This window comes from Bartonella sp. MM97QHHN, from assembly GCF_042194285.1.
Classification (GTDB): domain Bacteria; phylum Pseudomonadota; class Alphaproteobacteria; order Rhizobiales; family Rhizobiaceae; genus Bartonella.
In genome coordinates, this window is record NZ_JBHIMS010000079.1 from 1 (window position 1) to 13,674 (window position 13,674).

Annotated in this window: 7 protein-coding genes, 1 tRNA gene and 2 pseudogenes; 6 read left to right on the forward strand and 4 right to left on the reverse strand. The window is 37.4% G+C overall.

What is annotated here, in order from left to right; all coding sequences use genetic code 11:
• Together ACFIJW_RS04980 and ACFIJW_RS04985 are read left to right on the forward strand one after the other, a co-directional pair.
• Positions 1 to 390, forward strand: a pseudogene (locus ACFIJW_RS04980) (late control protein); the annotation flags it as partial.
• Positions 347 to 1,309 (forward strand): annotated as a pseudogene (locus ACFIJW_RS04985) (DnaB-like helicase C-terminal domain-containing protein); the annotation flags it as partial. The pseudogenes ACFIJW_RS04980 and ACFIJW_RS04985, both read left to right, overlap by 44 nt.
• 323 nt (positions 1,310 to 1,632) lie before the next feature.
• On the opposite strand, the gene ACFIJW_RS04990 reads toward ACFIJW_RS04985, so the two are convergent.
• Positions 1,633 to 1,708 (reverse strand) — tRNA-Phe (locus ACFIJW_RS04990).
• A gap of 400 nt (positions 1,709 to 2,108) precedes the next feature.
• Here ACFIJW_RS04990 and ACFIJW_RS04995 point away from each other — a divergent pair.
• From ACFIJW_RS04995 to ACFIJW_RS05005, 3 genes are all read left to right on the forward strand, one after another.
• Positions 2,109 to 3,272, forward strand: a complete 1,164-nt coding sequence (locus ACFIJW_RS04995; protein WP_375613717.1) for a phosphoserine transaminase — start codon at positions 2,109 to 2,111, stop codon at positions 3,270 to 3,272.
• 383 nt (positions 3,273 to 3,655) lie between these two features.
• Positions 3,656 to 4,945: an adenylosuccinate synthase gene (locus tag ACFIJW_RS05000; protein ID WP_375633506.1), complete on the forward strand. Its 1,290-nt coding sequence runs from the start codon at positions 3,656 to 3,658 to the stop codon at positions 4,943 to 4,945.
• A 230-nt stretch (positions 4,946 to 5,175) separates the two neighbouring features.
• Positions 5,176 to 6,597: a hypothetical protein gene (locus ACFIJW_RS05005; RefSeq protein WP_375633507.1), complete on the forward strand. Its 1,422-nt coding sequence runs from the start codon at positions 5,176 to 5,178 to the stop codon at positions 6,595 to 6,597.
• Positions 6,598 to 6,800: 203 nt separating this feature from the next.
• Here the strand turns inward: ACFIJW_RS05005 and rpoH are convergent, their stop codons facing one another.
• The 3 genes from rpoH to ACFIJW_RS05020 form a co-directional block, all read right to left on the reverse strand.
• On the reverse strand, positions 6,801 to 7,685 hold the full coding sequence (rpoH, locus tag ACFIJW_RS05010; RefSeq protein WP_375618560.1) for an RNA polymerase sigma factor RpoH: 885 nt from the start codon (positions 7,683 to 7,685) through the stop codon (positions 6,801 to 6,803).
• Positions 7,686 to 7,833: 148 nt separating this feature from the next.
• Positions 7,834 to 8,838, reverse strand: a complete 1,005-nt coding sequence (locus ACFIJW_RS05015; RefSeq protein WP_375633508.1) for an RluA family pseudouridine synthase — start codon at positions 8,836 to 8,838, stop codon at positions 7,834 to 7,836.
• A gap of 29 nt (positions 8,839 to 8,867) precedes the next feature.
• On the reverse strand, positions 8,868 to 10,298 hold the full coding sequence (locus tag ACFIJW_RS05020) for an aldehyde dehydrogenase family protein (protein WP_375633509.1): 1,431 nt from the start codon (positions 10,296 to 10,298) through the stop codon (positions 8,868 to 8,870).
• A 460-nt stretch (positions 10,299 to 10,758) separates the two neighbouring features.
• Here ACFIJW_RS05020 and ACFIJW_RS05025 point away from each other — a divergent pair, with 460 nt between their 5' ends.
• Positions 10,759 to 13,320, forward strand: a complete 2,562-nt coding sequence (locus tag ACFIJW_RS05025; protein WP_375633510.1) for a DNA translocase FtsK — start codon at positions 10,759 to 10,761, stop codon at positions 13,318 to 13,320.
• The last annotated feature ends 354 nt before the right edge of the window (positions 13,321 to 13,674 follow it).

Genomic DNA, 13,674 nt, shown 5'->3' on the forward strand with positions numbered 1-13,674 from the left:
GAAGCTTCTTATTTTGATCGCTCAAAAGGGCAGCAATGCCAAGTCAAACATCAGACAGGGTTTAGCGGTCCCGTGCGGCGTCTTCGCAGTTGTTATCCATGTCAAGAGGAAGCTTTATCTGCCGCTGCTTCCGAGTCGGATCGCTTATGTCGTGCTGTAGGCAGTGGTTCTTTGACCCTTGAGGGGCGTCCCGAAATCATGGCGGATCAACCTCTTTTATTGCAAGGGTTTCGTGGGCAAATCAATGGTCCATGGAAAGCTTCCACTGTCACCCACTGCTATGAAAAACAAAGTGGATACACCACAGAAATTACACTTGAAGCACCAAACAAGGGAAAAGAAAGCAATGAGAACACTGAACATGCTAAAAACAGAAAATCCAAGAGATAACTTTGCTTCTTCTTTTCGTCAACTTCCCCATAATATTGAAGCGGAGCAGGCATTACTTGGAGCAATCCTGATTAATAATAATGCACTCGATCGCGTTTCAGACTTTCTCAAAGCAGAACATTTTTTTGAAAGGCTACATCAAAAGATCTTTGAGATTGTCTTACAAATTATTCAAAATGGTCATCTTGCCAACCCCATTACAATCAAGCCCTATATCCAAATGGAAGAAAAAGTTGGAGATATTACTGTATACCAGTATGTTGTTCGCTTAACCACAGAGGCAGTCACTATTATTAACACTGAAGATTATGGACGCGTCATTTACGATCTTTTTATCCGCCGGTCTTTGATTAATCTTGGCAATGAAGTTGCCAATACAGCCTTTGATGCGCCTGTAGAACTCACGCCTACCCAACAAATTGAAACGATTGAAAATCAGTTATTTGAGCTCGCCGAAAAAGGAAAATATGGAGGTGGGTTTGAAAACTTTGATACAGCCATTGCAAAAGCACTTAACATGGCAAGCGCTGCAAAAAAGCGTTCTTCAAAGCTCTCAGGGATCGCTACCCATATCAAAACCCTTGATGAGAAAATGGGGGGGCTACAGCCATCCGATTTGATTATCATAGCTGGACGCCCTGGAATGGGGAAAACCTCTCTGGCGACCAATATTGCTTTTAATATTGCCAATGCTTGTAAGCGTGATAACAGCCAAGAAAATGAAGGGGGCGTTGTAGGCTTCTTCTCACTTGAGATGTCATCCGAACAGCTTGCAACTCGTATTATCTCAGAACAAATAAAGGTTTCTTCTTCTGATATGCGTCGTGGTAATATCTCAGAGGAGCAATTTACCAACATCATTTACGCAATGCGTTCCTTACAAACAATCCCTCTTTATATTGATCAAACGGGTGGTGTATTCCNGTCCTGAATAATGTACTTAGGATACAGAAAAATCATCAGTCAATTTATGCTAAAAGAAGTCATACCATTTTATGCACACTGCTTCTCAAATAATACGATTCCAACTCAATGATTGATCATCAAAAATTGCGATTTTGAGCAGAAAAAAAAAGAGGCTTTAAATACCCTTTAGATAAGGTCTTTGAAGACCCTTTGAGAACACCTTTAAAACTCTTTGAAAAAAAATAAATTGGTACAAAACCTAGTGGCAAAATATACAAAACCCGCTGGCAAGCTACATCAGTAAAAACAATAGGTTACATATAACAAAGAAGAGTATGGTGCCCAGACGCGGATTCGAACCACGGACACGCGGATTTTCAGTCCGCTGCTCTACCAACTGAGCTATCTGGGCATGCTTCATAAAAAATATAAAGCGTTTGCGGTTATAACATTAAAATTTTCTCTGTCCAGTCATCAAAAGAAAAATAATTGATTTTTTAATAAGTTTATCTCCCTATTCTAGAGCGTTATCAATGAATCTTTATCATAAAATAAATTTGATAGGTATATTGGATAGTTTAGTGTATTGTTATTAGAATGCTGTCTTATTGTGGTGATGATACGAAAAAAAATTAAAAGAATCAATCGAGAGGCATGATTAAGAAAGATTTTTTATAAAGTTTCCGTGAATTTTAAGCATACGCAATAATAGACAATATTTTTGACTTTTTTCTAAAAAGATTATTGATTATTCTTTATAATAATTTGTTTTTCTTTATAAAGAAAGAAAAACATCTAAAAGGGGAGAAATAATGATAATGTTACAAAAACCAAGTAATCGTCCCAATAATACTAATTTTTCTTCAGGTCCTTGTAGCAAACGGCCTGGTTGGACTCTTGATGTTCTTAAAAATGCATTAGTTGGGCGTTCACATAGATCTAGAGAAGCAGAATTAAAACTTGCTGAAGTTGTTAATTTAACCCGTGAGATTCTTGAGGTTCCTTCTGATCATCGTATAGGAATTATGCCAGGATCAGATACCGGTGCTGTTGAGGCTGCTCTATGGTCTCTATTAGGTGAGCGTGGCATTGATATGGCAGCGTGGGAAAGTTTTGGGTTTGGGTGGAATAAAGATGTTGTCGAGCAATTAAAGCTTTCTGATGTGCGTCGTTTTGAAGCTCCTTATGGTGAAATACCAGATTTAACACAACTTGACTTTGATCGGGATGTTGTTTTTACATGGAATGGGACAACTTCTGGTGTGCGTATTCCTAATGCAGATTTCATTCCGCATAAGCGGGCTGGATTGACCATTTGTGATGCAACATCGGCAGCTTTTGCGCAATATCTTGATTTTTCAAAATTAGATGTTGTTACTTTTTCATGGCAGAAAGTTTTGGGAGGCGAGGCTGCACATGGTATGGTGATTTTAAGTCCTCGTGCTGTTGAGAGGCTTGAGAATCATGTTCCAGCTTGGCCTATGCCCCAACTTTTCTATATGACAAAAAATGGAAAATTGAACGAAGATATTTTTAAAGGAAAGATCATCAATACACCTTCTATGCTTTGTGTTGAGGATTTCCTTGATGGGTTGAAGTGGGCAAAATCTCTAGGAGGTGCAGCGGCATTAAGAGCACGGGTTGAGAAAAATTTTTCTGTACTTGATGCTTTTGTTCGCAAAACGCCATGGTTAGAATATTTGGCAAAAGATCCTGAAGTGCGTTCTAACACCGCTATTTGTTTAGATATTGTGGATCCAGTGATTACTGCTTTGGATACGGAAAAGCGAGTATCTTTTATAAAAGCGGTTGTGAAGCGTCTTGATGAGGAAGGGGTTGCTTATGATATCGGTTCGTATCGCGATGCTCCTCCTGGTCTTCGAATTTGGGCGGGTATAACAATTGAGGCTTCCGATCTTGAAATTTTAACACAATGGCTTGAGTGGGCGTTCCAAGTTGAAAAAGCACAGCTTTAAATAATTACTGGTGATTTTCACAGGGTGTTTTTAAACAGAAAAAGGATACGAGAGATTATGATGATCTTTCGTATTCTTGTATCAGACAAACAGCCTCTAAATATTACATGAATTGTAAAAGATTAAGAGGAGGAATAAATGCTCTGTCAGGTGTTGGATACGCACAAATTGAAATCTCTATTTTTTTACTTTTTGTAGCAAAAATGACAGATTTAAAATATTTTGGTATTTGCTTATCTTTATTATCATAAATTTGAAAATTTAATCACTTGAAGATTGAGAAAAATCTGAAATGAAGAGTCGCACTTGCTCTAAGGTTTCGTTATAAAGAAGTGTTTGTTTTTGAATGCTGGTTTTTTTGACTAAACACGACGGAGAAAGTTATGGCCAATGTAGTTGTTGTCGGTACACAATGGGGTGATGAAGGCAAAGGTAAAATTGTAGATTGGTTGTCTGAGCGAGCAGATATCGTGGTGAGATATCAGGGGGGGCATAATGCTGGCCACACATTGGTTGTTGATGGAGTCAGTTATAAATTATCACTTTTACCGTCTGGTTTAGTGCGTGGCAAGTTATCAATTATTGGTAATGGTGTTGTTGTTGACCCTCATCATTTTGTTGCAGAAGTAAAAAAACTATGTAATCAGGGTGTAAAAATCACACCAGAAATTTTGCGTATTGCTGAAAATGCTCCTTTGATTCTTTCGTTGCATCGTGATCTTGATGCAATTCGAGAAAGCGGTTTATCTGGTTTAAAGATTGGTACAACAAAGCGCGGTATTGGACCGGCTTATGAAGATAAGGTGGGACGTCGTGCTATCCGAGTGATGGATTTAGCAGAAAAAGATACACTTATGGCTAAGATTGAGCGGCTTTTGAGGCATCATAATGCTTTGCGTCGTGGGATGGGTGTTGCAGAGATTGATTCTCAAGCGCTTTATGATGAATTGATGCAAGTTGCGGATAAAATTTTGCCCTTTATGGATTGTACGTGGCGTCTTTTAGATGAAGGTTATCGAGGAGGTAAACACATTCTTTTTGAAGGTGCGCAAGGTGCTTTATTAGATAATGATTTTGGAACTTATCCTTATGTAACGTCATCTAATACAGTTGCTGGGCAAGCATGTACAGGTTCGGGGATGGGACCTGATGCAATCCATTATGTTTTGGGTATTGCAAAAGCTTATACTACACGCGTTGGAGAAGGGCCGTTCCCGACAGAGCAGATAAATGATATTGGTGAATTTCTGGGAGTGCGTGGACATGAATTTGGTGTTGTAACGGGTCGAAAGCGTCGATGTGGTTGGTTTGATGCTGTCTTAGTACGTCAGATGGTAACAATTTGCGGTGTTCAAGGTATAGCATTGACAAAACTTGATGTTTTAGATGGTTTGGATGAAATAAAAATTTGTATTGGTTATGAGCTTGATGGTAAAAGGATTGATTATTTACCTTCTTCCATGGGAGCTCAGGATCGGGTGAAGCCTATTTATGCAACATTAGAAGGTTGGAAGAAAGAAACAGCACATGCATTGAGGTGGGAAGATTTACCAGTGCAGGCTATTAAATATATACGCTATATTGAAGAACTGATTAATACAAAAGTGGCTTTATTATCCACAAGTCCAGAGCGTGAAGATACTATTCTTATTACGGATCCCTTTGTTAATTGATTATTGTTTTTAGATTTCTATATATGTTCTCTGTTCATTTTTGTATCTTTTTACAAAAAAAGTTTTTAAGAGCACGTAAGAGAAAGGTGCAAAATAGCATTGTTTATTTTTCATATTCATTTTACATTATGTTGTACCAATATTAAATGGCAACCAATTTAGAAGGCTAAAATAAAGTTTTTTGGCTTTACTATTGATTTTTTCTCAGTTTAAGAGAGATTATAGAGGAAATGGTAGATTTCGTTGGAATCTTAAAAAAGACAATTAATGCACAAAATAATATTACACCACAAGTGCGTAAGCGGATTTATAAGCGGGCTACCGAAACACTAGAACATCAATTTGTAACAGCAAAAATACCACAAGCAATAGCGGATGAACAAAGAAAGATTCTTCAAAGTTCTATTGCAACTGTTGAAGGAGAATATTTAGCAGTTGAAAAGAAACGGCTTTCTTCAGTTATTGGGTGGAATCCCACAAATATAAATGAAGATAAGAAAGTTACAAAAAAAACTATATTACCAAAGAATAATGAATTGTCAGAGGTAAACATAAAAAGAAAGCAGGATTTTGTTACACGTTCAAAGGATAACAAGGTATTTGTTGAGCTTTGTGTATCAGATATACCAGATGCAGAGCCTGTTAATATGGAGGCTGATGTGCCTTCTCAGCATGTTAATAGCAGTGTGTTAAAGATTTCTCCTTCGCAGGAAGATAATCCGCATATTGTTTCGCACATTTTTTCTCAGGCTTTACGTCGTGCTAATAAATCGTTAGTGCAAAGGCGTATTGTGATAAGTGCTGTTTTTGTTGTTAGTTTTGTTGTTTTAATTGTTGGTATTTTTTTTGTTGGTGAGCGTGTATTTGTATCAAATGATTATCAGTTTTTAGAAGAAAATCTTCAAGCTTCTCACAGAGTACCAAAGGCATTTCCAATTAAGAGAAAGTTAACACAACGCTTATTAGAGGATGGAAGTGAAATTGATGTTGGTTTAAAACAAGCGATAGATTCTTCGGATGAAGAAGTACTCTCAACAGTTGTTGATAGCAATTTGCAATCGCTTGAAAAATCAGGTGAAGCTGTTTTCTATCAAGCACGTACAAATTATGATGCAGAAAAGATAGCAACGGGAAGTGCTCGCTGGACGCTTATAAAAGAGTCTCAAGTGAAGGGGTCTCCAGAAGAAACAACTATACAAGGTGATATAACAATTCCTGATGAAGGGATATCATTGCGGTTAATTTTACGTCGTAATACCGATCAGTCATTTCCTGCTTCATATATTATGGACCTTATTTTTATTCTTTCGGATAAATTTTCAGGTAAAGCTATAAGCAATGTTCAAGCATTAACCTTTAAAGCAAGTGAACAATCCATTGGACAGGCTTTAACAAGAACCATTGCTGCAAAGATTAACGATGACTTTTTTCTTGTCGCATTGAGTGGTAATCATCCATTTCTTGATCGAAATTTACAATTGATGCGAGAATTAGATTGGATGCGTTTGGTGTTAACGGATAAAAATGGGCGTATAAGTGAATTAACCTTTGCAAAAGGACCAACAGGTAAGTCTATTTTTAATGAAGTTATTGGACAATGGCTTGCACAACAAGATAAGTTAACAGTTCTTGGTCAAAAAAATAAAACATAGATGCAAAAAAATAAACGGCTGTGAAGAATTTTCCACGACCGTCTTTATCAATTATATACCAAATACACTCACTAAATCTTTACATATCAATAACGTAAAGAATTCGATAGACTAATTTACAAGTATAAAGCCAAGGCATGCTTTTTTTCATTTTCACATTTAAAGAATGTGCAAACCATTGGCTTTATACTTAACTCTAGGTTTTACACTTGACTTTGAGATAAAGTAGAATCTTTGATAGAGTTTTGTACTTTTTCAAATGCACGCATTTCAATTTGTCTTACTCGTTCTCGACTAATATTAAATTCACCAGAGAGTTCTTCTAGGGTTAGTGGTACATCATTTAAACGACGCGCTTTGAATATACGTTTTTCGCGTTCATTGAGATTGTCCATGGCATTTATGAGCATGGAACGGCGATTTTCTAATTCACTTTTTTCAATTAAAATTTGTTCTTGATCGTTAGATTCATCCACCAACCAATCTTGTAACTCGCTGTTTTCTCCTTCTTTTGTCCGAATTGGTGCGTTGAGTGAAGTGTCACCACCAAGCCTACGATTCATTGATACAACTTCATCTTCTGTGACATTCAACTGGGTTGCAATTTCTTTCACTTGTTCTGCATTGAGATCGCCACTATCAAGTGCTTGAAGTTTACTTTTTAACTTACGAAGGTTGAAAAACAAGCGCTTTTGATTAGCTGTTGTCCCCATTTTCACCAAACTCCAAGAGCGCAATACATATTCTTGGATTGACGCTTTAATCCACCATATTGCATAGGTTGCAAGACGAAAACCCCGCTCTGGTTCGAAACGTTTAACAGCTTGCATGAGTCCAACATTGCCTTCTGAAATGACTTCCCCAATGGGAAGTCCGTAGCCCCGATATCCCATCGCGATTTTAGCTACGAGACGCAAATGGCTGGTTACTAGCCTATGCGCAGCTTTTAGATCATTATGCTCACGGTAACGCTGAGCTAACATATATTCTTCTTTTGGCTCAAGCATTGGAAAACGACGCACTTCTTCCAAGTAACGGTTTAAACCACCATCACCTGTCATTACTGATAATAAATTCATATGGGCCATATAGCACCCTCCTTTCATCTGAATTCCCTGATAAGGCAAATTCTATGTTTTAGATAGCTAACTATCCTCATAACCTCACTCTAGCATATTTTTCAATTTTGTTCAAAAAAAGATATTTTATTGTGAAATCTTGAGAAGGGGAAAAGTTTCAATTCATTTTTTTAAAAAGCTTAATAAGTTTAGCCATATCTTGAGGCAGTGGTGCGGAAAACGACATAACTTTACCGGTAGAAGGATGTTCAAAAGTAAGACTTGAAGCATGGAGTGCATGTCGGTTGAATTGATCGATTGCATTTCTAATAGTGGGGTTGAATGTGTTTGATTTTGTTTTAAAAGCGTTTCCATAAACTGTATCGCCTATGAGTGGATGCCCCATATGAGTCATATGAACACGGATTTGATGGGTGCGTCCAGTTTCTAAGCGACATTCCAGAAGGCTAGCAAAAGATGTTGAGTCTGCATGAGAGCCATATTTTTCAAGCAGAGAAACATGTGTAACAGCATGACGAGCATAAGGGTTTTGGTTATGGATGACAGCTTGCTTTGTCCGGTTATGGGGCGAACGGCCAAGTGATGCATCAATTGTCCAGACATTGCGCTGAGGTGTTCCCCAAATCAAGGCATGGTAGCGTCGATCTAATGCGCAGGTACGTCCATGATCAGAAAATTGAGCACTGAGACTTTTATGAGCTAGATCATTTTTTGCAACAACCATAATACCGCTTGTATTTTTATCAAGACGATGGACAATGCCAGGGCGTTTAACACCACCTATACCAGATAAACTATTCCCACAGTGGTAAATAAGGGCATTAACCAATGTACCGGTCCAATTTCCATTCCCAGGATGAACAACAAGACCAGCTGGTTTGTTAATAACAATGATATGATCATCTTCAAAAAGAATGTCCAATGCAATGGCTTCAGCGCTAGGTTCTGCATCACGAAGGTCCGGCATTTCCAATTCAATTATTTGGTTAGGTTTTAATTTTGTTTTTGGTTCCTTTATGAATTGACCATCAATTTTAAGACAGCCTTCACGGATGAGGGTTTGCAAACGCGAACGTGAGAGCACGTCATGATATTGTTTTGCGAGCCACTGATCAAGACGTTGCCCAAGAGCACCTTCATCCGTTATTTTCTGTATTACCATACGATTCCTATTAAGTTTTTAATAAGATTTTACCAGTACGAAATTGCTTTACTATCGAGAAATTCTTTAATTCCCCAATGTCCTCCTTCACGAGCGCGCCCAGAAAATTTTACACCTCCAAAGTAGCTTCCACTGGGTAATCCATGTCCATTAACTTCTACCATACCAGAGCGTACTTGTGCCGCAATACGACGACATTTGTTGCGATCTTGCGATTGAATATAGTTTGTAAGACCATACTCAGTCTCATTCGCTAAAGCGACGGCTTCTTCTTCTGTACTAAAAGAAAGAATCGAGAGAACTGGACCAAAGATTTCTTCTTTAAAAATACGCATATGAGGTTTTACATCAGCAAAGACTGTTGGACGGACATAATAACCGCGTTCCATTCCGTTTGGTAAACCAGTCCCGCCTGCAACAAGAGTTGCACCTTCATCAATTCCCGATTGGATAAGATCTTGAATTTTATCATATTGTTTTTTTGAAACAATGGGCCCAATATGATTTCCTTCTTGGCAGTTTGGTCCTACTTTTGTTGTTTCTGCAATATCTTTGGCTATTTTCACGGCTTTGTCATAGATGCTCTGTTCCACAAGCATACGAGTTGGTGCATTACAACTTTGTCCACTATTATAAAAGCAATGTCGTGCACCACGTTGAACAGCATCTGAGTCGGCATCAGCAAAGATAATATTCGCTCCTTTTCCCCCAAGTTCCAGACAGACTCTTTTTAAAGTAGCGCTGGCATTTTTAGAAATATCTTTTCCTGCTCTAGTTGAACCAGTAAAGCTGATCATTTCTAAATCTGGATGTGCAGAGAGGTAAGAGCCGACAGTTGCACCATCACCATTGATTAAATTAAAAACACCGGCTGGAAGTGCGGCTTCATCTAAAAATTCAGCAAAAAGCATAGCAGAAAGAGGCGCAATTTCAGAGGGCTTTAACACCATGGTACAGCCAGCCAAGAGAGCAGGAATAACTTTAAGAGTTACTTGATTCATGGGCCAATTCCATGGCGTAATTAATCCTACGACGCCGATAGGATCGTAGTGAAGGATTGCTTGCTCATTTCCCTTTATTAAAGTTTTTTGGAACGAAAACTCTTTATAAGCTTCGATAAAATTGCGAATATGGGAACTGCCAGTTGCAGTTTGCGCATTAAGCGCCATATCAATTGGTGCCCCCATTTCCATTGAAATGGTTTTTGCCATGTCTTTGGAACGTTTTTCGTAGATCTCTAGAATTTTCTCAACAAATCCAAGACGCTCATTTGGTGATGTTGTTTTCCATTTTTGAAAGGCTTCTTTAGCCGCATTAATTGCTTTATCGGCATCTTTTGTACTTCCAAGGCTAATGACAGCACAAGTCTCCTCTGTTGATGGATTAATGACGTCAAAATCGTGAGGAGTGCTTGGCTCATCCCATAGACCATTGATATAAAATTTCCGTTTATTAAACATAATTCACTCCCTTTTTTCTATTTGTATTTATGTAATTATGATTGTCTTAGTCTAAGCCTTTTTAAACGAGGATAACAAGGGTAATCTTATAAAAACGCGAGAAATTAGATTATATTGTGATAATTGATCATGGAGAATTCAATAGAGCAATGCTTATTGTATTATTGAAACTAGTTTCTTTTATGAAAAGGGAGAGAAAGAGAGGCATAGACAATTTTCTTGAAGCTTTTTTATCATGAAGTTTTCTTCAAAACAAATGAAATACGAGCTCTATGACACCATAAACTAGGCAATTTATATCGTAAATATGCAAAAGGCAGATTATGAATATGCATTATGGCACTATTTTTTTCATTTAAAAGTAACCATCAGCAAAAGGTTATTAACCTTCGTATGATAGTTTCTACGAATTCTTTTTGAAAAGGTTATTTTTCTCATTGCTATAAATTTGTTGGGTGCCATGCATAATTCGAAAACAAAATCTATTTCTACGTCTTCTTTTTCTGATGATGGTACAAAAGGTGCATCAAGAGAAGATTTATCTGTTAAGATTACTGAGATATTTCCTTATCCGGAAGTGTGGAAAAAGGCATTTGCCCTCGGAAAAAACGTCCGTTTCACGAGAACCCCAGAAGTTGAGATTTTGCGTCGTCGTATAGAAACAGATCCAGTTTTTGCAAAACAGTTTAAAATTTTTACGAAGCAAGATCAAAAAAAAATTACAGATACAGGTATTGTACGTTGTAACAAGAAAACAACAAATATTCTTTCGACAAAAAAAGTCATTAATCCTCAATCAATAGAGAATAAAACATCAGTTTGTCATTCAACGGTTTTGAAGCAGTTATCACGACAAGCTATTCATATGCCGTCAGAAAATATTCCACTTGAGGAGGATAAACAAGAACATAAATTACAAGTGGAAAATGTGCTACAAAAAATAAAACCTGCGTTGCATCTTTCCGATGATGCTTTTTTTGAGTGTGAATCTTTGATATTTGAACATGTGGAGACTCAAACTTCAAAAGAGGATGGAACATCAATTGATACGACAAATGAACTCATACCTGATATCCCCACAGCCTTTGATGAGTCAATAACTGCTCTTTACCGTGTTCTTGAATACCGCTTTCCACAACTCTATGATTCAATTACATCAGAATCTCCAGCGGAAAGAATGCGAGGTGTTGAGAAAATTTCTGATTTAATGCATACAAATAAAGAGTGTCATTCTAAGCTTTCTGTTGAAGATTCTGCTCATACGTTAAGTAATACAGGGGCGTTAAGTGATGCAGGGGTTAGTATAGAGACTGAAAATACCAATAATATTGTCGCCAATAATACTGTTGATTGTATAAACAAAGCCGTCACAAAGAATTCAAAAGATTTTTCTGTGATGCAAGCAAACAGTAAAACTAAAACATTGCAATCTACTCGTATGCCATTAGGTAATTATGATTCTGCTTTTATGCAAAATATTCAATCTATTGACTGTGATGTTTATGAATTTCCTCCGATCAACTTATTACAGGAACCTGTTTTTCACGAAGGTACGATGATTCCTCAAGAAACATTGGAACGTGGTGCTGGACTTTTGGAAAGTGTTTTGGAAGATTTTGGCATTAAGGGTGAAGTTATCCATGTTCATCCAGGGCCAGTGGTAACAATGTATGAATTTGAACCCGCTGCGGGTGTAAAGTCATCGCGCGTTATTAATCTTTCTGATGATATTGCGCGTTCTATGTCTGCTATTTCTACACGCGTTGCTGTAATTCCTGGACGTAATGTTATCGGGATTGAGTTACCCAATGCGGTTCGTGAAACTGTTTATTTACGGGAATTAATCCAAACACGTTCTTTTCGTGAAAGTGAATTTAAACTTGCTCTTGCTTTGGGGAAAGGGATTAATGGTGAACCTGTCATTGCAGAATTAGCAAAAATGCCTCATTTATTGGTTGCAGGAACAACAGGATCAGGCAAGTCTGTTGCAATTAATACAATGATTTTGTCGATTCTTTATCGTATGACACCAAAGCAGTGTCGTTTGATCATGGTTGATCCTAAAATGTTAGAGCTCTCTGTTTATGATGGCATTCCACATCTTTTAACACCCGTTGTCACAGATCCCAAAAAAGCAGTAACAGCTTTAAAATGGGCGGTTCGTGAAATGGAAGAGCGTTATCGCAAAATGGCTAAGTTGGGTGTGCGTAATATTGATGGTTTTAATGCACGCGTTGCACTTGCAGCTCAAAAAGGCGAAACGATCATGTGTACTGTTCAGTCGGGTTTTGATAAGGAAACAGGGGAAATGCTTTATCATGAAGAAGCCATGGATCTCACGCAGCTTCCTTATATTGTTGTGATTGTTGATGAGATGGCTGATCTTATGATGGTGGCAGGGAAAGAGATAGAGAATGCCATTCAGCGCTTAGCGCAAATGGCGCGTGCGGCAGGTATTCATCTTATTATGGCAACGCAACGTCCTTCTGTTGATGTTATCACAGGTACAATTAAAGCGAACTTTCCTACCCGCATTTCTTTTCAAGTAACATCAAAAATTGATAGTCGTACGATCTTGGGTGAACAAGGTGCTGAAACACTTTTAGGTCAGGGGGATATGCTTCATATGGCAGGTGGTGGACGCATTGTGCGCGTTCATGGACCTTTTGTTTCTGATGAAGAAGTTGAATCCATCGTTGCACATCTAAAAATGCAAGGTAAACCTGATTATTTAGCAACGGTAACAGATAATGAAGACGATAACAAAGAGGATAATTCTGCTGATTCAGCTGCTGGAATTTCTGAGGAAGAAAATTTTGATGAAGAGGGTGAGGAACTTTATAACCAAGCTGTAAAAATTGTTATGCGTGATAAAAAATGTTCAACATCTTATATTCAGCGCCGACTTTCAATCGGCTATAATAAAGCAGCTTCTCTCGTCGAGCGGATGGAAGAAAAAGGCATTGTTGGAGCCGCTAATCATGTTGGAAAACGTGAAATTTTACTCAATGAAGTAAAATAAACAAACACATTTAAAAATATGCAATTTTTTAAATATTTGACAGTCATTATTTAAATGTGCTTGTTTTATTTTTTTATATAATATTAAAAATTTAAATGGAGAGTAATAAAGAAAAAGCGATCTTTTGTATTAAGACTTCTGACGAGGTAAACAAGCTGATATCAAAGGAGATTATGAGATATTTTTAACATTTCTAAATGATATGGAATATAAAGAAATTAAACAAATCTTTATATGAGGACATATGATTTGTGTTCTCTTTTCTACAGAGAATTTTTTAATAAAATAGTGCGGTGGCATATTTTTTTTCTTTTGTAGCGATTCTAATGAAAGAAAGATCTTTGGAAGATTATT

Excerpts from the sequence above, each read along its gene's own strand:
- ACFIJW_RS04995 (WP_375613717.1), top strand. The coding sequence starts at position 2,109 with ATGATAATGTTACAAAAACCAAGTAATCGTCCCAATAATACTAATTTT.
- ACFIJW_RS05000 (WP_375633506.1), top strand. The coding sequence starts at position 3,656 with ATGGCCAATGTAGTTGTTGTCGGTACACAATGGGGTGATGAAGGCAAA.
- ACFIJW_RS05005 (WP_375633507.1), top strand. The coding sequence starts at position 5,176 with ATGGTAGATTTCGTTGGAATCTTAAAAAAGACAATTAATGCACAAAAT.
- rpoH (WP_375618560.1), bottom strand. The coding sequence starts at position 7,685 with ATGGCCCATATGAATTTATTATCAGTAATGACAGGTGATGGTGGTTTA.
- ACFIJW_RS05015 (WP_375633508.1), bottom strand. The coding sequence starts at position 8,838 with ATGGTAATACAGAAAATAACGGATGAAGGTGCTCTTGGGCAACGTCTT.
- ACFIJW_RS05020 (WP_375633509.1), bottom strand. The coding sequence starts at position 10,298 with ATGTTTAATAAACGGAAATTTTATATCAATGGTCTATGGGATGAGCCA.
- ACFIJW_RS05025 (WP_375633510.1), top strand. The coding sequence starts at position 10,759 with ATGCATAATTCGAAAACAAAATCTATTTCTACGTCTTCTTTTTCTGAT.